Genomic DNA, 26,809 nt, shown 5'->3' on the forward strand with positions numbered 1-26,809 from the left:
TTTGCAATCGTGAGCGTGACATCGGACGCGCCCGTGCGCCTGCTTCATCTGCATTCGACGTTTGCGCCCGGCGGCAAGGAACGGCGCGCGGTCCGCCTGATGAACGCGTTCGGGCCAAAGGTGCACCACGCGATCGTCTCTGCAATCCCGGAGGAAACGGGGGCCGCGGCGGAGATCGACCGATCGATTCCCGTTACGTGGCCTCGCAAGTTTCCGGCCCTGAAAGGCTCGCCGACACCCGGTCGCCTGAAGCTGATCGCCGAGGCCATGCGCGGATACGATCTGGTGCTCAGCTATAATTGGGGCGCGATGGATGCGGTGATGGCGCACACCCTGTTCGGCCAGATGCTCGACCTTCCGCCGCTGATTCATCACGAGGACGGCTTCAGTGATGACGAGCGCGTGCGCCTCAGCCGGCGCCGCAACTGGTATCGCCGGATCGGGCTGGGACGGGCGCGAGCGCTGGTGGTCCCGTCCGAAACGCTCGAGGAAATCGCCCTGACCGCGTGGGCCCAACCGATCGGTCGCGTAAGGCGCATTCCAAACGGAATCGATACGGCGGCCTTCGCAGGCGAACCGCGCCCCGATGCCTTGCCCGGACTGGTGAAGCGCCCAGGCGAATTCTGGATCGGCACGATGGCGGGTCTCCGATCGGTCAAGAACCTGACGGCCTTGGTCAGGGCATCCGCTCCCCTGCCGGAATTCTGCCATCTCGTGATCGTCGGCGAAGGACCCGATCGTGACGCCATCCGGGCGGAAGCCGAACGGCTTGGGGTCGAACACCGCATTCATTTGCCCGGGTTTGCCGCCCAGCCGGAACGCTATGTCGGTCTGTTCGACGTATTCTCCCTGTCTTCCCACTCGGAGCAGTTTCCCATATCCCTGGTCGAGGCGATGGCGGCGGGCCGGCCGGTGGTCGCGTATGGCGTGGGCGATGTCGCGGACATCGTGTCCCCCGAAAATCGCGAGCTCATCGTGCCGCCGGGCGACGAAGCTGCGCTGAGCGCGGCCATCGGGTCGCTGGTATACGACCTCGATCGCCGGGCTCTATTACGGAAGGCCAATCGCGCGAAAGCTCGCGCCCAGTTCGATGAAGCCGCCATGATCGCGGCCTACCGGCGACTCTACGCAAGCGCCCTAGGCCGCGCGACCCTGCCATGATGCGCTTCACTCGTGGTTCACCCGCCGGGGGACATCCGGTTTTGCACGTTGAATTGAACCACTCATAGGCTAAAGACCGCGCGCACCCGAGCCTATCCGTAAGAAGAGACTTCAGACACCCGTGGCCCTTCGACCTGACAACGCGCTGACCCCCGACGACAAGCGCGCCCGCGCGCAGGCCGCACAGGAAGACGTCCTGCTGCGCGAAGTGGACGAGGCGGTCCGCCAGGATCAGTACGCCGATGCCGCGCAACGATACGGCAAGCCGATCATCGCTGCGGTCGTCCTGCTGCTGGTCGCATTCGGTGGATATCTGTTCTGGGACAGCCGCCAGGATGCCGCGCGCGAGGCGGACAGCGAAAAGTTCATCGCCGCGCTCGACTCAGTCGAGCAGGGCAACCTGTCCAGCGGCGACCAGGCGCTCGCGCCCGTGATCGCAGAGGGTGGTCCGGGATCGAAGGCGGCCGCGCAGTTGCTCAAGGGCGGCATCGCGATGGAGCAGGGCAAGGCTGCCGAAGCCGCGGCCATCTTCGATAGCGTCGCGGCGGACACTAGTGCGCCGCAGGCGATGCGCGATCTGGCCACGATCCGCGCCGTGACCGCGCGGTACGACACGTTGAAGCCGGCGGACGTCGTCGCCCGGCTCAAACCGCTCGCAACGCCGGGCAACGCGTGGTTCGGTCCCGCCGGAGAGCTGGTCGCGATGGCCTATCTCGACCAGGGTAACCAGGCCGAGGCCGGAGCATTGTTCGCAGCCATTGCCAGATCTGACGACACCCCCGACTCGCTGAAGGTACGGGCACGCCAGATGGCCGGTCTGCTCGGCGTGGATGCGATCGACGACGTCGATACCGTGATCAATCAACCTGCGCCGGGCGCTGAATGACAACCTCGAGGACTGAATCGCGTATGACCCCTGCCAAGGTTTTCCGTTCCACGGCGCGTGCCGGGGCCCTGCTCGCGATCACGCTGGGCCTGTCCGCGTGTGGCGGCGGCCTGTTCGGCGGCGGCGACAAGAAGGTGACGCCGACCGTCGGCAATCGCATGCCGATCCTGTCGCGGATCGAAGCGGCGAAGGTCGATCCGGCGCTGGCCAGCGTTTCGGTCGTGCTCCCCCCTGCGCAGACCAACGCCGAGTGGGCGCAGGCCGGCGGAACCGCAGGCAAGAGCTACGGCCACTTGGCGCTACCCGACAATCTGGGCACTGCATGGACTGCCAGCGTCGCTGGATCCAGCGACCGGCGCCGGCTCGCTGCCGCACCGGTAATCGGCGACGGCAAGCTGTTCGTGGCCGATACTTCGGGCGTGATCCACGCCTTCGATGCGCAGAGCGGCGGCAAGCTGTGGAACCAGGTGGCCGAAGTCGATGCCAACCTGCGCGCGGCCAACTTCGGCGGCGGCGTGAGCTATGCCGAGGGCCGGGTCTATGCCACCAACGGCGTCGGCGAGGTTCTCGCGCTCGATGCGCAGACCGGCTCTCAGGTCTGGAAGGTCAAGCCCGCCGGGCCGCTGCGCGGCGCTCCCACCGTGGCGTTCGGCTCCGTCTATGTGATGACGCAGGACAACCAGCTCATCGCGCTGTCGGCAGCCGATGGCAGGCAGCTGTGGAACGAGTCCGGCTCGACGACGCAGACGGGTCTGTTCGGCGTCGCATCTCCTGCGGCAGGACAGGGAACCGTGATTTCCGGCTACGCCAGCGGCGAACTGATCGCCTATCGTTACGAGAACGGCCGCGTGCTGTGGGCCGACGCCCTGGCCCGCACATCGATCTCGACCGAAGTTGGCGCCCTCTCCGATATCGATGCCGATCCGATCATCGATGCGGGCCGGGTCTATGCGCTTGGTCAGGGCGGCCGCATGGCCGCTTATGAACTGGTGACGGGCCAGCGCATCTGGGAACTCAACCTCGCGGGCGTCTCGACCCCGGCGATCGCGGGCGAATGGATATTCACCCTGACCGACGATGCGCGCCTGCTGGCGATCGCGCGCGGCAGTGGCCGGGTGCGGTGGATCTCGGATCTTGGCCAATGGCGCAATGCCGAGAAGAAGAAGGACCCGATCTTCTGGACGGGTCCGATCCTTGCCGGGAACAAGCTGTGGGTCGCCAATTCCGAAGGGCAGATTCACCGCGTGAGCGTTGAGGACGGCACCGCAACCCTGTTCCAGACCCTCAAGGATCCGATCAGCCAGCCGCCGATAGTGGCGAACAACACGCTCTATGTTCTCGACGAAGGCGGCACGATCCACGCGTTCCGCTGATCGCTCGCTTACCGGCTGCTTAACCCTTTTTCGCTAGCGCGGGCGCGTGACCGACGCGCGCTCGCCCGACCTGCCTCCCGCGCCGCCGACGAGCGACGTTTCGCCGTGGGTCGGCCTCGCGGGCCTTGCCGGACTTTTCGCCTGGATCGTCCTTTGCCGGGAGTGGCCAAGCCTCGTCGACGCGTTCGGCCTGCCCGGACCGCGTGCGCGGCTCGACGGACCCCATGCGGCCGTGGCGGCGCTGCTGTTTTCCACGCTGCCGATGGTCGCGATCTCGTTGCTGGTCGACAAGGTCCACTTGCGCCCTTCGACCGGAATCGACTGGTCGCAGGGCCGTCCGGTTCACGAAACGATCCGGATATCGCTTACCAAGCTCGTCGGCCTCTGGGTCACCTGGGCGCTGCTTGCCGGAGCCTATGCCTTCGGGCGTTGGTATTGGGACGGGCAATACCTGTTTGCGATGGAGGTGTTGCGCGCGTCGGCGATCCCGCTCGTCGTTCTGTCGATCCCCTACGTGGTCTGGCTCGACCGTTACATGATCCAACCGCGCGACCACTCCTGGCACTTCGGGGCGATGCTGCTCGGGCGTGAGGTGCACGATTTCGAGGAAGTGAAGCGGCACTGGCGGGCCTGGATCATAAAGGGCTTCTTCGGCGCCTTCATGATCTCGATTCTGCCGCCCGGCTTCGCGGCGGTGGTCAATGCCGACTTCACCGGACTGCTCGCTAACCCTGCCGCGCTCGGGATGGCGCTAATCGGCTTGCTGTTCGTAATCGACGTGCAGATCGGCACGGTCGGTTACCTCGTCACGTTCCGCCCGCTCGACGCGCATATCCGCAGCGGCAATCCGTACCTCGCCGGGTGGATCGCCGCGCTCATATGCTATCCACCGTTCGTGTTCGCGTTCATGGGCTCGGGATTGCTCGGATACGATTACGGCACGCCGGGTCGGGGAGATGCGAACTGGACGATCTGGCTGGGCGGCCATTTCCTGCTGACCTGGCTCTGGGCGGCGCTGCTGGTAGGGCTGACCGGCATCTATGCTTGGGCGACATTCGCGTTCGGACTGCGGTTTTCGAACCTGACCTATCGCGGCGTGCTGACCAATGGACCTTACCGCTTCACTCGGCACCCGGCCTATCTGAGCAAGAACCTGTTCTGGTGGCTGTCGACGATGCCGTTCCTGGTGGTGAACGCTTCGCCCAACGATGCCGTTCGCAACGTGCTGGGCCTGCTGGCGGTCAACTTCATCTATTACTGGCGCGCTCGGACCGAAGAAGAGCATCTCTGGCACGAGGATGCGAAGTACCGCGCCTATCATGCCTGGATGAGCGAGCACGGCACGATCACCGCACCGCTCGTGCGGATCAAGAAGCGGCTGGGCGTGCGCGTGCGGGGCTTCGAAGCAGCGTCCGCGCCGGCGGAGTGATCAGAAGCTGTACTTGTAGACCCGTTTGATATCGCCGTTCCACTCGCCGTGGTACATGTCGAGCAGTCGCTGGGCGGGCACCTTGCCGCTGGTCACGATCTCGTCGAGCGTCTCGAGGAAGCCGCCCTCATTGTCGCCGCTGCTGTTGAGTTGACCGCGCGCATTGAGCCCGGATCGGGCGATCTTCAGCACCTCGGGCGCGATGTCGCGCAGCGTACGCCCACCCGGCACCGGCGCATCGAGCGCGAGCTTCGGAACGCTGGAGCGCAGCACCTCGCGCTCGTCCATCGTCCAGTCCTTGACGAGGTCCCAGGCGGCATCGAGCGCGCCCTGATCGTAGAGCAGGCCGACCCACAGTGCGGGCAGGGCGCAGATCCGGCTCCACGGACCGCCATCCGCGCCGCGCATCTCCAGGAAAGACTTGAGGCGCACTTCGGGAAATGCCGTCGACAAGTGATCCCACCAATCGCTCATCGTCGGCTTCTCACCGGGCAGGACCGAAAGTTTTCCGTCGATAAAGTCGCGGAAGCTGAGGCCCGCGGCATCGATGTATTTCCCGTCGCGGAACACGAAATACATCGGCACGTCGAGCATATAGTCGGCGTATCGCTCGTACCCGAACCCGTCCTCGAACACGAACGGGATCATGCCCGTTCGCTGAGGATCGGTATCCGACCAGATGTGGCTGCGATAGCTGAGGAAGCCGTTGGGCTTGCCCTCGGTGAACGGTGAATTGGCGAACAGCGCGGTCGCCAGCGGCTGCAGGGCCAGGCTGACGCGAAACTTCTGCACCATGTCCGCCTCGCTCGAATAGTCGAGGTTGGTCTGGATCGTGCAGGTGCGCAGCATCATGTCGAGGCCAAGGCTGCCGACGCGCGGCATGTGCCGCATCATGATCTCGTAGCGGCCTTTGGGCATGATCGGCAGTTCTTCGCGGGTCTTGTCGGGCCACATGCCGAGCCCGAGGAAACCCACGCCGCATTTCTCGCCGATGGCCTTCACCTGCGTCAGGTGCCGTCCGGTCTCGGCGCAGGTCTGGTGCAGCGTTTCCACCGGAGCGCCGGACAATTCCAGCTGGCCCGCCGGTTCGAGGCTGACGGTTCCGTCGTCCCCGCGCATCGCGATGACCTTGCCGCCCTCCTCGACCGGCTCCCACCCGAACTGGGTAAGCGCCATCAGCAGGTCGCGGATGCCTCCGGCCTCGTCATACGAGGGGGCATGATGATCGGGCAGCTTGTAGACGAGCTTTTCGTGCTCGGTACCGATGCGCCACGCCAGCTTGGGCTTCTCGCCCGCCGCCATGGGCGCCACGAGCTGGTCGCGGCTTTCGATGATGGGATCGTCCGCCTCGGAGGCCTGCCGCGTGCTCATGCCGGTTGCACTAGAAAACGCAAAAGCACTGCGCCAGCGAATTAATCTTGCCAGTCGCCTTTGATGCCCATCCACAGCGCCAGCCCGGCGATCGCCGCGGTTTCGCCGCGCAGGATCCGCGGGCCGAGCGAGATGGCGACCGCGCGGGGATGGGCGCGGATCGCGGCGCGTTCGGTGTCGTCGAAGCCGCCCTCCGGGCCGGTGAGCAGGGCGGAGGGACCGCTGCTGTCGGCGAATGCGCTGGCGGCGGGAGTGCCTCCGTTCTCGTCGGCGAAGAACAGCGTGCGGCCGTCCGGCCAGCCGCGCAGCAGCGCGTCGAGCGACACGGGCTCGGCAATCGTCGGCAGCGCGGTGCGTGCGCACTGTTCGGCCGCTTCGACGACCGCGTTCCGCGCGCGATCGAGGTTGAGTTTGTCCGCCACGCAGCGGCGGGTGACGAGCGGGCGGATGGCCGCCACGCCCAGCTCGGTCGCTTTTTCCAGCAGCAGGTCGAAGCGGTCCTTCTTGAGCAGCGCCGAACAGAGCCAGAAATCTGGCACCGATTCGCGCGGCTTGAGGTTGCGTTCGACCATCAGGTCGACACGGCGCTTGTCGACCTGCGTGACGCGCGAGAGCCACTCTCCGGTCACGTCGTCGCACAGGATGACCGCGTCCCCTTCGCCGACCCGCATGACCCGCGCGAGGTAGTTCGCCTGATTGCCCTCGATACCAAAGGTGCGGCCCAAACCGATCTCCCCGGGCAGGAACAGGCGCGGCGCGCTTTTCGGGGGCCAGGCGGGGGTGGCGGGCATATTTTGGCGATTAGACGAGAAGTTGACCACGCGCTAGGGCGACCGGAATGAGCGCGCGCATGACGCAACGCCTGATTGGCATCGTATTCCTGGTACTGGGAGGTTGGGCTCTGCTGGCGCCACGCAGCGTGATCGCGCTTGCCATCCGCCCCGATTACCAGTCGCAGGATTTCCTTGCCGTGTTTGCCGTGGCTTGTTTCGGCGCGCAGGCGTGCTTGTTCGCGCTGGTCGCGTTCACCGCGCGATTCACGAAACGCACCTTCCTCGCATACGGCATCGCCCTGTTGCCGTTCTTCGTTTTCAACTGGTGGTTCTATTTCCGTGTGCCGCTGCTCAGCGAAGTCGGACTCCTCGATTTCGCGGGAAATGCGGTCATGTTGGCACTGTGCTGGCACGGTTGGCGCGTGGCACCCGAATGAGCGACACGATCGTCCCCGATAGCGAACATCGCGGCCTCGTCGCCCGCCTCCCGCAGTTGCCGCGCGACCTCGCCATGCTCGCCCGGTTCGACCGGCCGATCGGCTGGTGGCTGCTGTTCTGGCCGTGCGTCTGGGGCCTGTGGCTGGCGGGCGCGGGGTGGCAGTGGGCGCTGCTCGGCTGGTTTCTCGTGGGTAGCATCGCGATGCGCGGGGCGGGGTGCGTCTATAACGATATCGTCGACGCCAATCTCGACCGGCAGGTGGCCCGCACGGCGAGTCGTCCTGTCGCCAGCGGTCGAATCTCGCCGAAGGTCGCGTGGATCTGGCTCGTCGTCCTGTGCCTCGTCGGGCTGGTCGTGCTGCTGCAACTTCGCTGGCAGGCGCAGTTCGTCGCGCTAGGCAGTCTCGCGCTGGTCGCTGCCTATCCCTTCATGAAGCGGATCACGTGGTGGCCGCAGGCATGGCTGGGCCTTGTGTTCACCTGGGGCGCGCTCGTCGGGTGGACGGCGCTGCGGGCCGATCACCTCGACGTCATGGCGGCGCTCTACGCCGGCGCGTTCTTCTGGTGCATGGGATACGACACGATCTACGCGTTGCAGGACCGCGAGGACGACGCGCTCGTAGGCATCCGGTCGAGCGCGCTGCGCTTGGGCGACGGGGTGCAGGCGGGCGTGCTCGCGTTCTATTGCCTCGCCCTGACGCTGTGGGGGTTGGCGTTCTGGCTGCTGCGCGCGGATTGGATCGCCTTGCTTGCCCTGGGCCCGGCGGCGGTTCACCTGCTGTGGCAGGGGCTGACTCTCGACCCCCGCGATCCGGCCAATCCGCTCGACCGTTTCCGCTCCAACCGCTGGGCCGGGGCGCTGGTCGCGGCGGCCTGCTTCGTGGTCGGAAACGCCTGATGTGCAACCTCTACCGGATGACGAAGAACGCCGACGAGGTCGCCAAATGGTTCGAGGCGATCAACGATGCGGTCGGCGCGAACTTCGGTGAGGAACTCTACCCCGGCTATCCGGGCCTCGTCGTTGCCGAGGGCCGTGTGCGGCAGATGAACTGGGGCTTCCCGGTCGTGCTGAAGGGCAAGAAGGGTCAGCCGCTGAAGCCCAAGCCCGTGACCAACGCGCGCGACGACAAGCTGACCACGGCATTCTGGCGCGACAGCTTCGCCCGGCGCCGCTGCCTCATCCCGGTCACCCAGTGGGCCGAACCCGAAGGCACTCCGGGCAAGATGACGCGGACTTGGTATGCCCTCGCCGGGCACGACCTGTTCGCCGTCGCCGGGCTCTGGCGCCGGACCGCCGAGTGGGGCAATGCCTACACGATGGTCATGGCCGATGCCTGCGCACAGATGGTGGACGTGCATGACCGGATGCCGGTGATCCTGCCGCGCGAGCAATGGACCGGCTGGCTCGAGGGAAGCGAGGACGAAGCGCTCGCGCTCGCGCGGACGTGCGATCTGGAACTCGCCGTGGAGCGGACCGAAGCGCTGTGGGCCAGTGGCGCGATGCCGGCGCAGCGGCCGCTGATCTGACCGCGCCCACCGACATGAACGAACCGCGTCACCTGACCTCGGGGCAGGAATACATGCTCGCCGTCGCCGCGGCGGTGGTGACGGCGAATGCCTACTACATCCACCCGATCATCGGAGACGTCGCGCGCACGTTCGGCGTCAGCATCGCGCGCATCGGCATCGTGCCGGCGCTGAACCAGCTTGCCCTGGCGATCGGCATCGTCCTTCTGCTGCCGCTGGGCGATCGCTTCTCGAACCGCCGGCTGACGATAGTGTTCTGCATCGGACAGTGCGCGGGCTTGATCCTGATGACGCTGTCCCGCGGATTCGAGGGGTTCGTCGCCGGGTCGACCGTGCTCGGGTTCTTCACGCTCGCGCCGTACCTCTTGCCGGCATACGCTTCGAAGCGGGTGGCACCGGAACGGCTGGGCCATGTCACCGCCATCCTCACCTCGGGCGTGATCTTCGGCATCCTTGTCGCGCGGGTGGGTTCCGGCGTCGTTGCGCATCACTTCGGCTGGCGCACGGTGTACTGGATCGCGAGCGGGTTGATGATCGCGATCACATTGTTGTTGCCGAAGATCATGACGCGCGAGGGCGGGACGCGGAGCGAAGCGCACGGCAGCTACCTTGCGCTGCTCGCATCGCTGGGCCCAATCGTTTCGCGAAACCGCGAGATCGTCGTCTCGGGCCTCATCCAGGGACTGGGCTTCGGCCAGTTCATCGCCCTGTGGCTGGGTCTGGCATTGCACCTGACTTCGCCGGCGATGGGATATGGCACCGACGTCGTCGGCTATCTCGCAGGCTTCGCCGCCGTCAGCGTGCTGACGACGCCTTACTGGGGCCGCCTGGCCGATCGCGTCGGTCCGCGCCGGGCGCGGGTGTGGTTCGCGATCGGGCAAACGGCGGGCACGGCGCTGCTGCTGCCCTTCGGCCACAACCTGTGGCTGCTGATGATCCCGCTGCTGGCCGCCAACATCGTCGGCCCGGCGATCGACGTGACCACCCGGATGACGTTCCTGTCGCTCGCGCCGGACCTGCGGACTCGGCTGACGACGGTCTATATCGCGATGATGTTCGCCGGCGGAGCGATCGGCAGCGTGGCCGGGACGGTGGTGTTCGAAGCATTCGGCTGGAACGGCACCGCTCTCTACGCCCTCGCTTCGTGCGCCGGCATCGCGATCCTCTCGATCCTGGCGTACCGGCGCTATGGCGACCGGGCCGGTCAGCCGTAGCTGACGATTTCCCACTCGATCCCGTCCCAGTCGTAGAAGTAGAAGCTGCGCGGGCCGGGTTCGTATTGCCCGTGATTGAACGGCGTAAGGCCCGCTTCGGCGACGATTGCCTCCGCTTGATCGATGTCGTCGACCGAGATGCCGATATGATTCATCGGCACGCTCTTCGCGAAGCCGCCCTTTATCCGGTCGCTGGTGTGAATCGCCACATAGGCCGTCTCGTCGCCGAGATGGATCGAGCGGCCGTTGTCGAGCGACGGACCTTCCCACCGTCGGTGCCAGCCGGTGAGCCGGGCGATGAGATCGGCAGTGCGCGGCCCGTCGGTGACCGAGATATTGACGTGTTCGAGGCGAGCGGTGGGCATTGCGGTCTATCCTTCGTGACGCGGATCGAATCGTCCGCTTGGCACTTGTGCAACCTCAAGCTAACTTGAGGTCAAGGAGAAATGCGTGACCCTGCGATCGAGCGACCTGCTGACCATCGGCGAACTGGCCCGGCGCACCGGCCTGTCGGCTTCGGCCATCCGCTATTACGAGGCGCGTGGCCTGGTCGAGCCGATAAGGACCGGTGGCAACCAGCGGCGTTTCCTGCGCGGCGACATCCGGCGGTTGAGCTTCGTGCTGATCGCCCAGAACCTTGGTCTTTCGCTGGGCGAGATCGAGGCGGAACTCGCCCGGCTGCCCAGAGGCCGCAACCCCGACGCGGCGGACTGGAAACGGATCAGCGGGCGCGTGCGCGATGCGATCGACGCAAAGATCGCGACGCTGGAAAAGACCCGCGCCGACCTCGACGGGTGCATCGGCTGCGGCTGTCTGAGCCTCAAGACCTGCCGCCTCTACAATCCGCAGGACCGTTGGGGCGATACGGGCGTGGGTCCCCGCGTCCTGCGCTGATCAGTGATCGGGGCCGAGCGACGGGTCGAGGTCGCGGGGGCGCTGGAAATGGACGAGGTCGCCGCAATCGCGCGTCAGGCTGGCCCAGTCGTCGATCGCAAGCTCGAGCACGGCAAACGCGGCGGTCGGGAATTTCACCGCCGCTTCGTCGAACAGGTCGTTCTCGCGGGCCGGGGGGACGAGTGCGAACAGCACGTCCTGCATCCCGGGATTGTGCCCGGCAAGCAGCACCGATTCCGCGTCGCCCGCCGAGCGCAGCACGTCGAGCAGCGTTTCGACGTCGGCGAGGTAGATGCGCGGGTCGTAGCGCACCGGCTTGTCCGGCATCGCCTCGACCAGGGTCGCCTTCACGCGTTCAGCGGGGCTGGCGAGAACGAGGTCGAACGGGACGCCGTGAGCCGCGATGTGCTCACCGATCAGACGCGCGCCCCTGCGACCGCGATCGTTCAGTCCGCGATCGAAATCGCGCTGCCCGATGTCGTCCCAGTCGGACTTGGCATGACGCAGCAGGCCGAGGCGCTTCACGTGGTTTCCGTCGTCCCTTTTGCCGCTTGTCCATCGCCGTCGATGCGCGGCGGATCGCCTTCGCATCGCCGTTCGGCGAGCCGTTGTAAAGCCTCGTCGAGCGTCACCCGCAACACCGGCGTGCCCGCGGGGAAGGCGCCGAGCAACCGGCTGGGAAAGGCCGGTGAAAGCACCAGGAAGTGCCCGGAATCGTCCTTCGAGCGGATCAGTCGCCCGAACGCCTGCGCCAGCCGGGCACGGATGATCCGGTCGTCGTAGGCCGACCCGCCGCCTGCTGCCCGCCGCGCGCGATGGAGGATCGTCGGGCGCGGCCAAGGGACCTGCTCCATCACCACGCAGCGCAAGGAGTGGCCGGGCACGTCGACCCCGTCGCGCAGCGCGTCGGTGCCCAGCAGGCTGGCGGCGGGATCGTCGCGGAAGATGTCGACCAGCGTGCCGGTGTCGATCGGATCTACGTGCTGCGAATAGAGCGGCAGCCCGCTGCGGGCGAGCCGATCGGCGATGCGCCCGTGGACCGCGCGCAACCGCCGGATCGCGGTGAACAGGCCGAGCACCCCGCCGCCGCATGCCTCGACTATGCGGCCATAGGCACCCGCCAGCGCCGGGATGTCGCCGCGCTGGATATCGGTCACGATCAGCACTTCGGCCTTGCTGGCATAGTCGAACGGGCTTTCCGCCTCGGCCAGCCTGGGGGCGACCTCGATATGCGCCGCGCCGCTGCGGGCGATGGCCGCATCCCAGTCGGGGCCGTCCTTTAGCGTGGCGCTGGTGACCATCACCCCGTGCGCAGGTTCCAGCACGACGCGCGCGAACGGTTTCATCGGGTCGAGCCAGTGCCGGTGAAGCCCGACGTCGAACTCGCGCGTATCGCTGCGTTCGACCGCCAGCCAGTCGACGAACTCCGGATCGCCCGGACCGCCGAGCCGATCGAGCAGCGCTTCCCACGCGGCGAGCAGGTCGCAGCGCCAGGTTAGCGAATGGCGCGCACCCTCGATCCGGGCGCGGCCCTGGGCGTCGAGCCAGTCGGGCGGATCGGCCAGGATCGCCTCGAGCCGCCCGCCGAGCCGCTGGAGCGGCGCGCGGATCGCGGCGAGTGCGCTGGCGGCTTGCGCGGCCAGTTCGACCACCGGTCCGTCGAGGCCCGCCGCCTCGGTTTCGATGCCGTATCCCGCTTCCTGTCCGCCGCTTTCGTCGCGCGCATAGGTCGTCGCCCGAACGCCGCCCAGCAATGCTTCGACGGGTCCGTACGGGGTTCCTTCGACCAGCCGCTGGAGCCAGCCGTCGGACGGCAGAGCCTGCGCGGCGGCAAGCGCCGCCTCGATCGCCTTGCCACCGGCTTCATCGTAACTGGCGACGTCGGCCAGCCGCGCCGCCAGTCCCCTGCGGCGGCCGCGCGACTGTTTCTCGGGGCCCACGATCCAGCGGCGCAGCTCGATCGCCTCGGCCCCGGTCAGGGCGGCGGCGAAGGTGCTGTCGGCCGCCTCGAACACGTGGTGCCCTTCGTCGAATACGATGCGCGTCGGGCGCTGTGCGTGATCGCGACCGCGGGCTGCGTTCACCATCACGAGCGCGTGGTTGGCGATGACGAGGTCCGCCTGCGCCGAGGCGCGCGCTGCATGCTCGATGAAGCACTTCCGGTAATGCGGGCACCCGGCATAGACGCACTCGCCGCGCTGGTCGGTCAGGGCGGCGATGCCGCGCTTGCGGAACAGCGTGCCGAGCCAGCCGGGCAGGTCGCCGCCGACCATGTCGCCGTCCTGGCTGAATGCGGTCCACCGCGCGACGAGCTGGGCCAGGATCGCCGCACGGCCTCCGAACCCGCCCTGAAGCGCATCCTCCAGGTTGAGCAGGCATAGATAGTTCTCGCGCCCCTTGCGGACTACGACAGGCCGCGAACCGTCACCCCGAGCTGGCGGCCACGCCCTGCCGCTCTCGCGCCGCAACTGGCGCTGCAGGTTCTTGGTGAAAGTGGAGACCCAGACCGTCCCGCCGGACCGCTCGGACCACAAGTGCGCGGGCGCCAGGTAGCCCAGCGTCTTGCCGATTCCCGTGCCGGCCTGCGCCAGCAGCACGTGAGGCACACCGCGCTTCGCCCGCGGCGCAAACACGCTGCCGGCCTCGCGCGCATATCGGCGCTGCCCCTCGCGGCGCTCGGCTCCTTCGCCGGTCAGCCGGGCCAGGCGCGCCTCGACCTCTTCCTCCTCGATCAGCACGTGCGAGGGCTGGGCGCGCTCGGGCGCTTCCTCCCATTCGGGCAGGCGCGCGAACAGCCAGCGCTCGGCCCGCTCGGGCTTGCGGACGTGCGGCAGCAGGACCTGTGCCCACGGCCAGCGCAGACGCACCAGCGATTGCAGCGACGACCACGCGCCCTCGCGCTCGGGCCAGTCGTCGCTTTCGCACATCTCGATCAGGCGGCCCGCCGCCGCTTGCAGGAATAGGGGGACGTCGTCGTCGCTCGTCGGCTCCGCGATCCCCAGCGCGTGCGCCAGGCCCTTGGGCGTGGGCACCGCGAACCGCGCCGGATGCACGAAAGCGAACAGTTCCAGCAGGTCGAGGCCGGACAGGTCGGGGTACCCCAGCCGCGTAGCCACCAGCGGTGCGTTTAGCAGAAGCAGGGGGGTATCCGCGGCGGCGGTCACCGCCTCGCCCTTGCTGCAACCGCGGGTGGACCCGCCGTCGCGCAGCCAGGTGCCCGCGTGACTGGCGTGAAGCGCGGGGAGTGCAAGCGTGCCGACCATCGCCGATCCCGATAGAACGAATGCCGAACACAGGGCAAGCTGTCCGGGTGCTTTCGCTGTCCTACATGCCGTTCGCTCCCTACCCTTTGCGTGCAAGTTCGGGAGGGAGCGGCAACGTTGGATTCGCGAAAGTCACACTTGGTAGTTTCAGATCGGAGTTTTCGCGTTGAAAGAAAACGGGAATGTCGGATTGGCGGCGTTTCGGAAAATCACCCGAATCCGTGACACGCCCTGCGTATCGGCGGTTGGGCACTTGCGCTGCGCCGCACCATCGGCGACTGCGCGCAGACTATGACCGACGATGCCCTGATCGAAGCCGCTCGCACCTCCAAGGCCTGGCCGTTCGAGGAGGCGCGCAAGCTGCTCAAGCGCTACCCTGACGGCCGCCGGCCAGATGGGAAGCCGGTGCTGTTCGAAACCGGATACGGTCCCAGCGGCCTGCCGCACATCGGCACTTTTCAGGAAGTCCTGCGCACCACGTTCGTGCGCCGCGCGTTCGAGGCGCTGACGGGCGGCGCCCCGACCCGGCTGGTCGCATTCAGCGACGACATGGACGGCCTGCGCAAGGTGCCCGACAACGTGCCGAACAAGGAGATGCTGACGCGCAATCTCGGCATGCCGCTCAGCCGCATTCCCGACCCGTTCGGGTCGAACGCCAGCTTCGCGTTCCACAACAACGGCAAGCTCCGCGAATTTCTCGATCGGTTTGGGTTCGATTACGAATTCGTCTCGTCGAGCGAATTGTACAACGCCGGCAAGTTTGACGACGCGTTGCGCGGCGTTCTACGCAACTACCAGGCGATCCTCGACATCATGCTGCCGACGCTGCGCGCCGAACGCGCGGCGACCTATTCACCGGTTCTGCCGGTCAGCCCTTCGAGCGGGCGCGTGCTCCAGGTTCCGGTCGAGGTGGTCGACGCGGACGCGGGCACGATCCGCTTCACCGACGAAGACGGGCGGCAGGTCGAGCAATCCGCGCTGGGCGGCCGGTCCAAGCTGCAGTGGAAAGTCGACTGGGCGATGCGCTGGGTCGCGCTGGGCGTCGATTACGAGATGTATGGCAAGGACCTGACCGACAGCGGCATCCAGTCGGGCAAGATCGCCCAGGTGCTTGGCGGGCGGAAGCCCGAGGGGCTCGTCTACGAACTGTTTCTCGATGCCAACGGAGAGAAGATTTCGAAGTCCAAGGGCAACGGCCTGACGATCGAGGAATGGCTGACCTACGGCAGCGAGGAGAGCCTCGGCTTCTACATCTTCCCCAATCCCAAGAGCGCCAAAAGCCTTCACGCCGGGGTCATCCCGCGCGCGGTGGACGATTACTGGCAGTTCCGCGGCGCGCTTGCCGAACAGGCGATCGACAAGCAGCTCGGCAACCCAGTCTGGCACCTGCTCGGCGTGACGGATCCGCAGCGTACGGGAGCGGGCGATACACTGCCGGTAACATTTGCGCTGCTGCTCAATCTGGTGGGCGTTCTCGGGGCAGGGGCGACCGCCGATCAGGTGTGGTCGTACCTCGGCAATTACGTACCCGACGCGAGCCCGGCGGCGCACCCGGAGCTCGACATCCTCGTCGGTAGGGCGCTCGCCTACAATCGCGATTTCGTCGCGCCGGGCCTCGTTCACGCCAAGCCATCGCCAAGCGAGGCGGCGGCGCTGCGCGCTCTGGACGAACAGCTTGCCGTGCTTGCGCCCGATACTTCGGCGGAAGACCTGCAGACGATGGTCTATGAGATCGGCAAGCGCGAGGAGTTCGGCTTCGCGTCGCTGCGCGACTGGTTCCAGGCGCTCTACCGCACCCTCCTCGGCAGCGAGCAGGGACCGCGCATGGGTAGCTTCATCGCGCTCTACGGCATCACCAACACCCGCCGGCTGATAGCGGAGGCGCTGGAGCGATGAGCCGCCCGGCCGATCCGGAACGGATGGCGCGCGAGCTTCTGGGGCGCGAACTCGACGAGCTGGACGAGGAAGAGCAGGACGTTATCCGTCGCGTGGCGGCGGGGTCCTTCATCGGAGTGGACGCGGCCGAAGCGGCGCAGCTTGCCGCAACGTTTGGCGACCGGATGGCCGACCGGGTGGCGGCGGTCGGGGGAAGCTGGCCCTTCATCGGCGCGTTCCTGGCCATGATGGTAGTCTGGATGACGCTCAACGTCTCGCACGCCTTCGGCGTCAGCTTCGATCCGTTTCCCTTCATCCTTCTCAACCTGTCGCTCTCGACGCTGGCCGCGCTCCAGGCGCCGATCATCCTGATGAGCCAGAACCGGCAAGCCAAGAAGGACCGCATCGCGGCCCGCCACGATTACGAGGTGAACCTGCGCGCCCAGCTCGAAATCGTGCGCCTGTCGCGCAAGCTCGACCGGATGATGCACCTCGCGATCCGCGAGACGAAGCGCGCGGAAGAAACGCTCGAAGAGGTGGTCGAGTCGGTGCGCGACGGAAAGTAGCCGCCTATTTCCAGCGGCGGGTGCGGTACCACTTCGTCAGCACGTACTTCACGCCCTCGATTACCGGCGTACCGGCATGGAGGGTGTTCTCGTTGGGCGAACCGTCGGGCATGGCGTTATTCCAGACGAGGAGGACGCCGGGCTTGGGCTCGATCTTGGCGCCGACTTCGACGAAGTGCGTTTCGCCGCCCTTGTCGACCTTGTTGAGGAACGCCATCGCGGTCCACGACCGCTGCCCGCCGCGCTTGCGCTCGCCCTTCCAGTAATCCTGATCGGTGTAGAACCAGTCGTTGTGCGGCTTGAACTGCTGGCCGGGAAAATAGCGCTGCGCCTGGATCGCCTCGCCGCAGATCGCACTCATCCCGAGCAGGTCGTCGATCCGGCGGCTGACCGCCATGACCAGCGGCTCGTGCGGAGACAGGTCGCCGGAATACGACGTGCGAAACCCGGTCGCGTAGTCCTGGTCGTAGAGCGAACTGGGCCGCGCGACCGTGTCGGTCATCCGGATGAGCCGCTCGCACTCCGACGGACTGAGGAAATCCCCGATCGCGAAGATTTCGGCCTTGTCGGTCGGCACCTTGTACACACGCGGGTCGCTCGAAAGGCGGCTGCGCACGGTTTCGCCCACGCGGCGGAGGGCATCCTTGTCCGGAATCATGTCGGTCGTTGCCATGCGCGTTTCCTAGCAACGCGCTTGCCGCGCGCAAACCCGTCGTTACAAATGCTTGCAGCGAAACAGGCTGGAGACCGGACCATGCGGGGTGAGCGGGGCGTGCGCTATTCGGGAGTGGCGATGCTGCTCCACTGGGTGATCGCCATTCTGGTGATCATGAACTGGCAGATCGTCGAGGCGGCAGAAGGCCTCGACGGACCTTTGCGGGGCGAGGTCATGGGTTATCACAAGGCGTGGGGGATGCTGATCCTTGGGCTGACGCTGGCCCGGCTAGGCTGGCGATTGTCGCACAAGCCGCCGGCATTGGCCGATACGCTAAGGCCCTGGGAAAAGACGCTTGCGCGGGTCACGCACACGATCTTCTACGTGCTGTTGATCGGGCTCCCGCTCGGCGGTTGGCTGGCAAGTTCGCTGGTGGGCAGGCCGGTCGACTTCTTCGGCCTGTTCACGATCCCCAACCTGCCGACGGGAAGCAACGACGCGCTCGGCGGCGCGATCTTCGATGCGCACGCGCTCGGGGCCAATTTCCTGCTGATCCTGATCGCGCTCCATGTTGCCGGAGCGCTGAAGCACACGTTCTTCGACAAGGATGGCAACCTGTGGCGTATCCTGCCTTTCGGCACGCCGAAGGCCTGAGCCAACGAAACAGGACCCCCGTCGGCACAGGGCCGGCGGGGGTCCATTTCTCCGGTCGGATCGTTCGGGCAGGCCACTCAATCCCGCCCGGACAACCTCACCAGAAGAAGTCGTAGATCACGTCGACCACTTCGCCGCTGTAGATATCTACCAGCAACGCATCGTCGTAGTACCGCACCCAGCGATAGGGGCCGTAAGCTTCCGGCAGGCGATACTGCCACGCGTCGTTGATCCAGTAGCGGCTACCGAAGAACACGCTGCCAAGGCGGAAGCCGATGCTCAGCCGGCTATAGCGATAATTGCTGTAGGGCGCGTAGTAGCGACCCAGCCGGTAGAGGTTCCGGTTGGAACTGCGATACTGGTACCAGTTGTAGCGATTGTCCCGGCGCCAGTCGTTGCTCCACCGACGATAGTCGCCCGAATAGCGGCGCTGGCCGTCGCGATAGTTGTCGGTGCGCACCCCGTCGCGATATCCGCTGCGATAGGCGTTCTGGGTCTGGCGCCGATCCTGCCTGTTATCGACCGTCCGACCGTCGCGATAACCGTCGCGGTAGGTGCGGTTGCGCGAGGTATCGCCATAGCTGCGATTGCGCTCCCACGTGTTGGTGCCGGACGAACGGTCGCGATCGCGGCTCCAGTCTCGCGAAGAAGTCTGACGAGCGGCGGCCTGCGCACGCGCTTGTGCCTGCGCCTGCTGCGCTTCGGCCTGGGCACGGGCGGCGCGCGCCTGGCCCCAGTCGTTGCTGGTATTGCCGCGCTGGTTCCATTCGCGGCCCTGGCGTTCGGCCCCGGTCGCGCTGCGGTTGTCGCCGCGATTCCACTCCCGACCGCTGCGGGTCGGCGCCTGGGCACGGGCTTGGGCCTGAACCGGCGGCGCCTGATAGGTACGCTGCTGGCGTTGCTGTGGCGCGGCTTGTTGACGCTGTTGCGGCGCGGCCTGCTGGCGCTGGGCCCGCATGGTCTGCCGCGCCTCGCGCGCCTGCTGGCGAGCTTCGCTGCGGTCGGTACCGTCGCGGCGCTCCTGCGCAGCAACCGGCGCGGATATTGCGCCAAGCGTGGCTGCGGCGACCAGTGCCGACGCCCCGCATGCGCGCAGGATGGACTTCAAATTCATTGGGCGCACTCCGTCCAAGAACCGCCCCACCACCTGCGGATCGTGTTTAACGACTCGCCAACTAGTTCAGGTTGGCTGTCGCAAGTCTGAATGGGCTGAGGGCATGTCACACTTGTCACACTGTCCAGAGGACTTTGTGTCGCCTTGGGCCTGGTGCCGTCACCTTGTGAGGACGCGACGTCACTTTGCGATGCATTGGTGTCGCCTTGTGAGCGGGGGGTGTCGCCTTGCGAGGCCGTGCGGCCGGAAACGACGAATGGGGTGCGGTGGTTGGCCATGAATGCACAATGCCACCGCCGCACCCTTGTAGGAAAGACTAGCGAGGTCAGGCGACCGGGCAGGCGGCGCCAATCTCGCGCACGGCGCGGTGTGCCGCTTCGAGCGCCGCGGCGCGCGGTTCGTCGCCCAGCGCCAGCCCTTCCGCGATCACGAACTGCGGGACGGTGATGCCGATGAAGGCAAGGGCGTCGGTCAGGTAGCGTTCGGCGTGCTCGATCCCGCGCTGGGCGGTGCCGTGTCCATATAGGCCACCTCGCGCCAGCGCGACGATCACCTTCTTGCCGCCCGCAAGCCCCTCGGACCCGGTGTCGGTATAGCGGAACGTTTCGCCCGCGATCAGCACGCGGTCGATCCACGCCTTGAGCTGCGAGGGAATCGTAAAGTTGTACATCGGCGCGCCGATCACGACGACGTCCGCCGCCTTGAACTCCGCCAGAACCTCGGCGGACTGGGGCGTGCCGAAGCCGGGAAGGGTCAGGTGGTCGAGCGGATCGGCAACGAGATCGCGGTAGGTCACGGCCGCAGCCGGGTCCGCATCGGTCAACTCGCGCACGATCGCGGCGCTGAGCGCGCGGCTCGCGGAGTTGTCGCCGGTGATGCTGGAATCGAGGTGAAGGATGTTCATGGTGGCTCCTGGTGAGTGGTCACAAATCTTGACCAGCACCAGATAAGTGACCACTTACTACCTGCAAGAACGCAAATTTTCCTGACCAGGTCACACGGATATGACTGATACCCCTCACCCCCACGCCGACCCGGACTGCCGCGCGGTGAGCGAACTGCTCAGCCGCGTCGGCGACAAGTGGACTGTGCTGATCGTCAAGGCGCTTGAGGCGAAGCCCCGGGGCCGTGGGTGCCGCTTCAACGAACTGAAGCGCGAAGTGGGCGGCATCAGCCAACAGATGCTGACCCGCACGCTGCGCACGCTGGAGCGCGACGGCATGGTCGCCCGCACCGTGCACCATACCGTCCCCCCGTCGGTCGAATACGCGCTGACGGACCTCGGCCACTCGCTCGCCGTACCGGTGATGGCGCTGGCCGACTGGACCTTTGCTCACCTGCCGCAGATCCATGCGAACAGGGCGGCGTATGATGGCGCGTTGGGAGAAGCCGCTTAGCGCTGGCGCGCACGAAACCCAGGCTTTGGAGCGTTCTTTACGCTTGAGCGAATCTGTGCAAACTTCGCTGAACCAGAATAATCGCGGGTCGTTTCGGTGTTCACCTTGAGGGGGGAAGGGCATGAAACTTGCGATCCTCGCGAGCGCGGTCGCGCTTGCGGTAACGAGCATACCGGCGAAGGCCGATGTCGTCAGCGACTGGGCCGAATTGCAAACGATGGCCGACAGGGCGCAGGACAATCCTTCGGCTCCGTACGACCCGGCAAGCATGGCGGCATTCGGCCGCCTTTCGCTCGCTATGTTCGAGGCTGCGAATGCGGCCGACCCCAGATACGCGTCGTATCTCGGAATCAAACCGGTTCGCGCGGGAACCTCGGTCGACGCGGCAGTGGCGTCCGCCGCCCACGCGGTCCTTAGTTCGCTCTATCCCGGCAAGACCAAGGACTTCGATGATGCCCTGACGCTCGCGCTCGACCGGGTTCCGGAAGGTCGGGCGAGAGAAGACGGGATCGCACTCGGAAAGGCGACCGCCAAGGCAGCGCTCGAACGAGGCGGCTGGGACGACAAGGCAAAGATGTCGTACTACCGACCGACGGGTCCCGCCGGGCGCTGGGCACCCAGCAACGTGCCGTTTCCGCCCGAGATGTCCGCCGGCAAACCCTGGTTCCTGAAGAGCATCGACCAGTTCCGCATCGCCGACCCGGTTGCGCTCGACAGCGCGGCATGGGCCGCTTCGTTCGACGAGGTGAAGCGCAAGGGCGCGCGTGAGAGCAAGGAGCGCACGCCGGCCGAGACGCTCAAGGCGCGGTTCTGGGCGTTCTACGAATTCGATCCCGTGCTGCGCCAGATAGCCAGCCAGCCAGGGCGCAGCATCGTCCAGAACGCGCGCATGTATGCCCTGTTCTCGATGGCGGCCGATGACCTCACCCTCGTCATGGCTGAAGGCAAAATGCACCACATGTTTTGGCGACCGATCAACGCGATACGGACGGCCGATCAGGACGGGAACGACGCGACCGAGATGGACGCGTCATGGGTTCCGCTGTTGAGCACGCCCAATCAACCGGAATATCCCTGCGGACACTGCATGTTCGCCAGCCTCAGCTCGACAATACTATCCGCTGAAGGCGTTCCACCTGCCGGCTACGCCTTCACCACGGAACGCATGCCCGCAGTCCGGATAACCGTCCCCGACCTGGCAACTTATGCGCGCGAGGTATCTTATTCGCGGATACTTGCGGGCGTCCACTTCCGGGCGACCAACGACATAAGCGACGAACTCGGCCGCAATGTCGCCCGCTACGCGATGGAGCGCTTCGCTCTACCGCTGTAGCTGCGACAGGTTATCGGGTTAGCTTTTTGTAGCTCACCCGCGTCGGCCGATCCGCCGCGTCGCCCAGGCGGCGGCGCTTGTCTTCCTCGTAGGCTTCGAAGTTGCCTTCGAACCATTCGACGTGGCTATCGCCCTCGAAGGCGAGGATGTGGGTGGCGAGACGGTCGAGGAAGAAGCGGTCGTGGCTGATGACCACGGCGCAGCCGGCGAAGTTCTCGATCGCTTCTTCCAGCGCGCCGAGCGTTTCGACGTCGAGGTCGTTGGTCGGTTCGTCGAGCAGCAGCACGTTGCCACCCTGCTTCAGCATCTTGGCCATGTGGACGCGGTTGCGCTCACCGCCCGACAGCTTGCCGACGTTCTTCTGCTGGTCCGCGCCCTTGAAGTTGAACGCGCCCACATATGCGCGCGTGCTCATGTCCTGGCCGTTGACCTTCATGTAATCGAGGCCGTCCGAAATCTCGGCCCAGACGTTGTTCTTCGGATCGAGGTGATCGCGGCTCTGGTCGACGTAACCGAGGTGGACTGTCGATCCGATCTCGACCGTGCCGCTGTCCGGCTGTTCCTTGCCGGTGATGATCTTGAACAGCGTGGACTTGCCCGCGCCGTTGGGGCCGATCACGCCGACGATGCCGCCTGGGGGCAGGGTGAACGACAGGTCCTCGAACAGCAACTTGTCGCCGTAGGCCTTCGAAATGTTCTTTACCTCGATCACCTTGCCGCCGAGGCGCTCGGGCACCTGGATGACGATCTGGGCCTTGCCGACCTGGCGCTTGTCCTGCGCGTTCTGCAGTTCCTCGAACTTGCGGATACGCGCCTTGGACTTGGTCTGGCGCGCGGCAGGGGTCTGCCGGATCCATTCGAGCTCGCGCTGCAGAGCCTTGGACTTGCCGCTTTCCTCGCGGCTTTCCTGCTCCATCCGCTTGGCCTTCTTTTCGAGGTAGGTCGAATAGTTGCCCTCGTACGGATAGTACGAGCCGCGATCGAGTTCGAGGATCCAGCCCACCACGTTGTCGAGGAAATAGCGGTCGTGGGTGATCATCAGCACCGCGCCGGCATATTCCTTGAGGTGGTTTTCGAGCCACTGGACGCTTTCGGCGTCGAGGTGGTTGGTCGGTTCGTCGAGCAGCAGGATGCCGGGCTTCTGGATCAGCAGCCGGGTCAGCGCGACGCGGCGCTTCTCGCCGCCCGACAGGCTCTGCACGCCCATGTCGCCCGGCGGGCAGCGCAGGGCTTCCATCGCGACTTCGAGCTGGTTGTCGAGCGTCCAGCCGTCCACCGCGTCGATCTTGTCCTGCAGTTCGGCCATCTCGGCGCCCAGTGCGTCGAAGTCGGCGCCGTCCTCGCCCATCTCCATGCCGATCTGGTTGAACCGCTCTACCATGTTGGCGGTCTCGCGCGCGCCATCCTTGACGTTTTCGAGCACGGTCTTGGTCGGATCGAGCTCGGGTTCCTGCTCGAGATAGCCAACGGTGATGTTCTCGCCCGGCCACGCTTCGCCCGTGAAATCCTTGTCGATCCCGGCCATGATCTTGATCAGCGTCGACTTGCCCGCGCCGTTCGGACCCACGATGCCGATCTTGGCGCCCTGGTAGAACTGCAGGTTGATGTTGCTGAGCACCGGCTTGTTCGCGCCGGGGAAGGTCTTCGTCATGTCCTTCATGACGTATGCGTACTGGGCGGCCATCGGTCGGTCCTTCGGGTGTCCGGGAAGTGTCTGGAATTGGCGCGCAGATAGGGGCTGGAGCGGCGCGGGGCAAGCCGGATGCGGGGCCGCACGCGGCCACCCCCTTCATTGCGCGTGCAAGTCGGCTCGAATGCGACTAGGGGGCGCGCCATGCCCTATTCCAGCCTCCCTCCCGTCCTCGCCGGCGCCCTGACCGCGCGCGGCTATCTCGAACCCACTCCGGTGCAGGCCGCCGTCATCGCGCCCGAGGCCGAGGGACGCGACATGGTCGTCTCCGCGCAGACCGGATCGGGCAAGACCGTCGCCTTCGGCCTCGCCATGGCGAGCGAGCTGCTCACCTCCGAAGGCACCGCGGTCCCCGGCGGCCAGCCGCTGGCGCTGGTGATCGCGCCGACCCGCGAGCTGGCGCTGCAGGTCAGCCGGGAATTGGTCTGGCTCTACGGCGCGGCGGGCGTGCGCGTGGCGACGTGCGTGGGCGGGATGGACCCGTCCAAGGAACGCCGCGCCCTGCGCGATGGTCCGCAGGTCGTCGTCGGCACCCCCGGGCGCCTGCGCGACCACCTCGAACGCGGCGCCCTCGACCTCACCGCCCTGCGCGCCGTCGTGCTCGACGAGGCGGACGAGATGCTCGACATGGGCTTTCGCGAGGACCTCGAGGAAATCCTCGACGGCACGCCCGATACGCGCCGCACGTTGCTGTTCTCGGCCACGATGCCGCCCGCCATCGCCCAACTCGCCAAGCGCTACCAGCGCGATGCGCTGCGCATCTCGACCGTGGGCGACGATCGCGGACACGGCGACATCACCTACCAGGCGGTCACTGTCGGCCCGGCCGAGATCGGCCACGCGGTGGTCAACCTGCTGCGCTTCCACGAAGCCGAAACCGCGATGCTGTTCTGCGCCACGCGCGAGAACGTGCGCCGGTTGCACGCCATCCTGCAGGAACGCGGCTTCGCGGTTGTCTCGTTGTCGGGCGAGCATTCGCAATCGGAACGCAACCAGGCGCTCCAGGCCCTGCGCGACCGGCGCGTCCGGGTTTGCGTTGCGACCGACGTCGCGGCGCGCGGGATCGATCTTCCGACGCTGAGCCTCGTCGTCCACGTCGAGCTGCCGCGCGATGCGGAAACGCTGCAGCACCGTTCGGGTCGCACGGGCCGCGCGGGCAAGAAGGGCACCGCCGTGCTCATCGTGCCCTACAACCGCCGCCGCCGGGTCGAATCGATGCTGCGCGGCGCGCGGATCGAGGCCGAGTGGATTTCCGCCCCGACCGCCGAGGCGATCCGCATCAACGATCGCCAGCGGCTGCTCGATGCGCTGCTCGCCCCCGCCGAATTCGACGACGAGGACCGCGCGCTCGCCGCCGAATTGCTCGGCCAGCGCAGCCCGGAGGATATCGCCGCAGCGCTCGTCCGCTCGCACCGCGCCGCGATGCCGGCGGTGGAAGAGCTGACCGAGAACACCCCCGAAGCGCGTCAGGCCGACCAGCAGCAGCGGCACCGCGCCGGGTTCGACGACGTGGTGTGGTTCCGGATGGACGTGGGCCGACGCCAGAATGCAGACCCGCGCTGGATCCTGCCGCTGCTCTGCCGCCGCGGGCACATCACCCGCAACGAAGTCGGTGCGATCCGCATCGCCGCCAACGAAACCCACTTCCAGATACCGCGTGCGATCGCCGATCGGTTCGTTTCGGCTGTCCAGCGCACGGCGGGCAGCGAGGATGGCGGCGACGTCGCCATCGAAGTCTCACCCGAGACGCCGCGCGATACCGCCCGCCAGAACCGCCAGAGCCGCACCGGCAACGATACGCGCCCGCGTCCCGTCCAGTCCGCCGGCGGTGAAGGCAAGAAGCCCTGGCACAAGAAGCCGCATCGCAAGGGCCCCAAGCCGCGGTAGCTCGTGGCTTCGTCGGTCTTTTCGTTCGGAACGAGGGTCTCGCGCCCGCCCGGGCGGGGGACCGATTGGTCGGGGAGACAGGATTCGAACCTGCGACATCCTGCTCCCAAAGCAGGCGCGCTACCGGGCTGCGCTACTCCCCGACCCTGATCGGCCGGCCGGTGGTGGGCCCGGCAGGATTCGAACCCGCGACCTAGCCGTTATGAGCGGCCAGCTCTAACCGCTGAGCTACAGGCCCTTCCGAAACCGAAAGGCCCCGGCCGGTGCCGCGCTCGGTAGCTATGGTATTGCAGGCTGGCAAGCGGCTCATCGCCCGGTGGCTGCAATGATGTCCTTCACCGAGGTGGGTTCGATCCCGCGCATCTCGAGATAATCGTACACGCGGTCGAACCAGCCGTAGAGCCGATCCAGGCCCGCCTCGTCGCGGACGTACGGCGTGTGGCCTACCGCCAGCGAGGGGCTGTGGAAGCTGAGCACCAGCACGGGCAGCCCGTCGTCGATGGCCATATCGATGCCCTTGATCGCCTCCCTGGCCGACACGCCTTCGGGCGTCAGGGCAATCCGTTCGAGCAGCCCGAGCCGCGATAACAGACCCGTCAGCCGCGGAATTCCGGCGGCCAGGCGCTGGATCGCGCGGCCCTGTTTTCGCAGCAGGCCGTGATGCACGGTGGTGAGCGGAAGTTCGAGCAAGGACCGCTCTTCGTCCACCCAGTAGGGTTGGAGCGGGTGGCGGGTGTAATCGGGCCCGTGCCCCGCGGTATAATCGTAGTTGGCACGCACCGAACTGTCGATCGCCACCCCGGCATCACGCAGCAAGCGTGCGGTTTCGGACCCCAGTCCATAGCGTCCCGCGCGGTAGATCATGGGCGCCACACCGAACGCTTCGGCGATCCTGTCGCGAAGGAGCAGGAACTTGGCGCGCTCGAGAAGCGGGGGGAGGTTACCGGCGAAGCTGTTGCGGACCGATACTTCTTCCTCGAACGGCGGGTTGACCCACGGGTGGAGCTGGATTCCCACTTCGGCCCGGCCATCGCGCACGGCAGCCCCGATGATCTCGACCGCTCCGGGATCGTTAACGATCGGCCAGTCCACCAGATAGACCGGCGAGACGCCGCGATCGTCGCAGAACTCCTGGAAGCGCGCGATCGCGGGCAGGTGCGCAAGGCCGTGCCCATCACGGGAGAACGGACCCGACCAGTCGAACTCTTCTTCGGTGTCGACCGTCAGCAGAACGCGCTGACCGAAATCCGGAGCGAAACGAGCGGTGCGCCCGGGCGGCGGCGGTTCGGTGATCGGCCGGTCCATCTCG

At 66.5% G+C, this 26,809-nt stretch carries 25 protein-coding genes and 2 tRNA genes; 15 read left to right on the forward strand and 12 right to left on the reverse strand.

The genetic code is table 11. The annotated features are described in order from the left end of the window. Nucleotides 1-9: 9 nt before the first annotated feature. The 4 genes from AR323_RS08715 to AR323_RS08730 all read left to right on the forward strand — a co-directional run bounded on the left by AR323_RS08715 (nucleotide 10) and on the right by AR323_RS08730 (nucleotide 4,849). Entirely contained in the window at nucleotides 10-1,161 is a 1,152-nt protein-coding gene (locus AR323_RS08715) for a glycosyltransferase family 4 protein (protein WP_057883751.1), read from the forward strand. A gap of 121 nt (nucleotides 1,162-1,282) precedes the next feature. Then, nucleotides 1,283-2,047 (forward strand): tetratricopeptide repeat protein, encoded by a 765-nt coding sequence (locus AR323_RS08720; RefSeq protein WP_057883560.1) that lies wholly within the window; start codon nucleotides 1,283-1,285, stop codon nucleotides 2,045-2,047. A 23-nt stretch (nucleotides 2,048-2,070) separates the two neighbouring features. Next, on the forward strand, nucleotides 2,071-3,420 hold the full coding sequence (locus AR323_RS08725) for an outer membrane protein assembly factor BamB family protein (RefSeq protein ID WP_057883561.1): 1,350 nt from the start codon (nucleotides 2,071-2,073) through the stop codon (nucleotides 3,418-3,420). 46 nt (nucleotides 3,421-3,466) lie between these two features. Continuing rightward, nucleotides 3,467-4,849 (forward strand): isoprenylcysteine carboxylmethyltransferase family protein, encoded by a 1,383-nt coding sequence (locus tag AR323_RS08730; RefSeq protein ID WP_200956692.1) that lies wholly within the window; start codon nucleotides 3,467-3,469, stop codon nucleotides 4,847-4,849. On the opposite strand, the gene AR323_RS08735 is transcribed toward AR323_RS08730, so the two are convergent. Together AR323_RS08735 and AR323_RS08740 are read right to left on the reverse strand one after the other, a co-directional pair. Then, a complete protein-coding gene (locus AR323_RS08735) occupies nucleotides 4,850-6,220 on the reverse strand; it encodes a glutamate--cysteine ligase (protein WP_057883562.1) in 1,371 nt (456 codons plus the stop codon). Nucleotides 6,221-6,261: 41 nt separating this feature from the next. After that, nucleotides 6,262-7,011, reverse strand: coding sequence for a 16S rRNA (uracil(1498)-N(3))-methyltransferase (locus AR323_RS08740; protein WP_057883563.1), 750 nt, complete (start codon nucleotides 7,009-7,011; stop codon nucleotides 6,262-6,264). A 59-nt stretch (nucleotides 7,012-7,070) separates the two neighbouring features. Between AR323_RS08740 and AR323_RS08745 the strand changes: the two genes are divergently transcribed. The 4 genes from AR323_RS08745 to AR323_RS08760 are packed head-to-tail and all read left to right on the forward strand — an operon-like array spanning nucleotide 7,071 to nucleotide 10,172. Beyond that, complete coding sequence (locus AR323_RS08745; RefSeq protein ID WP_235510509.1) at nucleotides 7,071-7,430, forward strand: hypothetical protein; 360 nt, start codon at nucleotides 7,071-7,073, stop codon at nucleotides 7,428-7,430. Further along, complete coding sequence (ubiA, locus tag AR323_RS08750; RefSeq protein WP_057883565.1) at nucleotides 7,427-8,329, forward strand: 4-hydroxybenzoate octaprenyltransferase; 903 nt, start codon at nucleotides 7,427-7,429, stop codon at nucleotides 8,327-8,329. Before AR323_RS08745 ends, ubiA begins: the two co-directional genes overlap by 4 nt. Further along, nucleotides 8,329-8,958 carry an SOS response-associated peptidase gene (locus AR323_RS08755; protein ID WP_057883566.1) on the forward strand — a complete coding sequence of 210 codons (630 nt, stop codon included), beginning with the start codon at nucleotides 8,329-8,331 and terminating at the stop codon, nucleotides 8,956-8,958. The genes ubiA and AR323_RS08755 overlap by 1 nt, the downstream gene beginning before the upstream one ends. Beyond that, the gene (locus AR323_RS08760; protein WP_235510510.1) at nucleotides 8,916-10,172 is read left to right on the forward strand and encodes an MFS transporter; all 1,257 of its coding nucleotides are present in this window, start codon (nucleotides 8,916-8,918) and stop codon (nucleotides 10,170-10,172) included. The genes AR323_RS08755 and AR323_RS08760 overlap by 43 nt, the downstream gene beginning before the upstream one ends. Here AR323_RS08760 and AR323_RS08765 read toward each other — a convergent pair. Next, nucleotides 10,163-10,537, reverse strand: a complete 375-nt coding sequence (locus AR323_RS08765; RefSeq protein WP_057883567.1) for a VOC family protein — start codon at nucleotides 10,535-10,537, stop codon at nucleotides 10,163-10,165. The genes AR323_RS08760 and AR323_RS08765 overlap by 10 nt on opposite strands. A gap of 91 nt (nucleotides 10,538-10,628) precedes the next feature. Here AR323_RS08765 and soxR point away from each other — a divergent pair, with 91 nt between their 5' ends. Further along, on the forward strand, nucleotides 10,629-11,066 hold the full coding sequence (soxR, locus tag AR323_RS08770) for a redox-sensitive transcriptional activator SoxR (protein ID WP_057883754.1): 438 nt from the start codon (nucleotides 10,629-10,631) through the stop codon (nucleotides 11,064-11,066). Here soxR and AR323_RS08775 read toward each other — a convergent pair whose 3' ends face one another. Together AR323_RS08775 and AR323_RS08780 are read right to left on the reverse strand one after the other, a co-directional pair. Continuing rightward, nucleotides 11,067-11,591 (reverse strand): SixA phosphatase family protein, encoded by a 525-nt coding sequence (locus AR323_RS08775; RefSeq protein ID WP_057883568.1) that lies wholly within the window; start codon nucleotides 11,589-11,591, stop codon nucleotides 11,067-11,069. Beyond that, nucleotides 11,588-14,329, reverse strand: coding sequence for an ATP-dependent DNA helicase (locus AR323_RS08780; protein ID WP_057883569.1), 2,742 nt, complete (start codon nucleotides 14,327-14,329; stop codon nucleotides 11,588-11,590). The genes AR323_RS08775 and AR323_RS08780 overlap by 4 nt, the downstream gene beginning before the upstream one ends. 291 nt (nucleotides 14,330-14,620) lie before the next feature. On the opposite strand from AR323_RS08780, the gene AR323_RS08785 reads away from it, so the two are divergent. Beyond that, complete coding sequence (locus AR323_RS08785) at nucleotides 14,621-16,225, forward strand: lysine--tRNA ligase (RefSeq protein ID WP_057883570.1); 1,605 nt, start codon at nucleotides 14,621-14,623, stop codon at nucleotides 16,223-16,225. Further along, nucleotides 16,222-16,770: a DUF1003 domain-containing protein gene (locus AR323_RS08790; RefSeq protein WP_057883571.1), complete on the forward strand. Its 549-nt coding sequence runs from the start codon at nucleotides 16,222-16,224 to the stop codon at nucleotides 16,768-16,770. The genes AR323_RS08785 and AR323_RS08790 overlap by 4 nt, the downstream gene beginning before the upstream one ends. A 4-nt stretch (nucleotides 16,771-16,774) precedes the next feature. On the opposite strand, the gene AR323_RS08795 is transcribed toward AR323_RS08790, so the two are convergent. Beyond that, nucleotides 16,775-17,443 carry a prolyl hydroxylase family protein gene (locus tag AR323_RS08795; protein ID WP_057883572.1) on the reverse strand — a complete coding sequence of 223 codons (669 nt, stop codon included), beginning with the start codon at nucleotides 17,441-17,443 and terminating at the stop codon, nucleotides 16,775-16,777. Between the two features lie 48 nt (nucleotides 17,444-17,491). On the opposite strand from AR323_RS08795, the gene AR323_RS08800 reads away from it, so the two are divergent. Then, a complete protein-coding gene (locus tag AR323_RS08800) occupies nucleotides 17,492-18,079 on the forward strand; it encodes a cytochrome b (RefSeq protein WP_235510512.1) in 588 nt (195 codons plus the stop codon). Between the two features lie 97 nt (nucleotides 18,080-18,176). Here AR323_RS08800 and AR323_RS14410 read toward each other — a convergent pair whose 3' ends face one another. Beyond that, complete coding sequence (locus AR323_RS14410) at nucleotides 18,177-19,193, reverse strand: RcnB family protein (protein ID WP_083495321.1); 1,017 nt, start codon at nucleotides 19,191-19,193, stop codon at nucleotides 18,177-18,179. Between the two features lie 325 nt (nucleotides 19,194-19,518). Further along, nucleotides 19,519-20,097: an FMN-dependent NADH-azoreductase gene (locus AR323_RS08810; RefSeq protein ID WP_057883573.1), complete on the reverse strand. Its 579-nt coding sequence runs from the start codon at nucleotides 20,095-20,097 to the stop codon at nucleotides 19,519-19,521. Nucleotides 20,098-20,197: 100 nt separating this feature from the next. Between AR323_RS08810 and AR323_RS08815 the strand changes: the two genes are divergently transcribed. Together AR323_RS08815 and AR323_RS08820 are read left to right on the forward strand one after the other, a co-directional pair. Continuing rightward, nucleotides 20,198-20,590: a winged helix-turn-helix transcriptional regulator gene (locus AR323_RS08815; protein WP_057883574.1), complete on the forward strand. Its 393-nt coding sequence runs from the start codon at nucleotides 20,198-20,200 to the stop codon at nucleotides 20,588-20,590. Nucleotides 20,591-20,711: 121 nt separating this feature from the next. Continuing rightward, on the forward strand, nucleotides 20,712-21,923 hold the full coding sequence (locus AR323_RS08820) for a vanadium-dependent haloperoxidase (RefSeq protein WP_057883575.1): 1,212 nt from the start codon (nucleotides 20,712-20,714) through the stop codon (nucleotides 21,921-21,923). Between the two features lie 10 nt (nucleotides 21,924-21,933). Here the strand turns inward: AR323_RS08820 and ettA are convergent, their stop codons facing one another. After that, nucleotides 21,934-23,607 (reverse strand): energy-dependent translational throttle protein EttA, encoded by a 1,674-nt coding sequence (gene ettA / locus AR323_RS08825; protein WP_057883576.1) that lies wholly within the window; start codon nucleotides 23,605-23,607, stop codon nucleotides 21,934-21,936. Nucleotides 23,608-23,757: 150 nt separating this feature from the next. Between ettA and AR323_RS08830 the strand changes: the two genes are divergently transcribed. Beyond that, nucleotides 23,758-25,500, forward strand: coding sequence for a DEAD/DEAH box helicase (locus AR323_RS08830; protein ID WP_057883577.1), 1,743 nt, complete (start codon nucleotides 23,758-23,760; stop codon nucleotides 25,498-25,500). A gap of 66 nt (nucleotides 25,501-25,566) precedes the next feature. Here the strand turns inward: AR323_RS08830 and AR323_RS08835 are convergent. The 3 genes from AR323_RS08835 to AR323_RS08845 all read right to left on the reverse strand — a co-directional run bounded on the left by AR323_RS08835 (nucleotide 25,567) and on the right by AR323_RS08845 (nucleotide 26,805). Beyond that, nucleotides 25,567-25,643, reverse strand: a tRNA-Pro gene (locus AR323_RS08835). Nucleotides 25,644-25,662: 19 nt separating this feature from the next. Next, nucleotides 25,663-25,738 (reverse strand) — tRNA-Ile (locus tag AR323_RS08840). Between the two features lie 68 nt (nucleotides 25,739-25,806). Then, entirely contained in the window at nucleotides 25,807-26,805 is a 999-nt protein-coding gene (locus AR323_RS08845; protein WP_057883578.1) for a polysaccharide deacetylase family protein, read from the reverse strand. Between the last annotated feature and the right edge of the window lie 4 nt (nucleotides 26,806-26,809).

This window comes from Tsuneonella troitsensis (assembly GCF_001441535.1).
GTDB lineage: Bacteria > Pseudomonadota > Alphaproteobacteria > Sphingomonadales > Sphingomonadaceae > Tsuneonella > Tsuneonella troitsensis.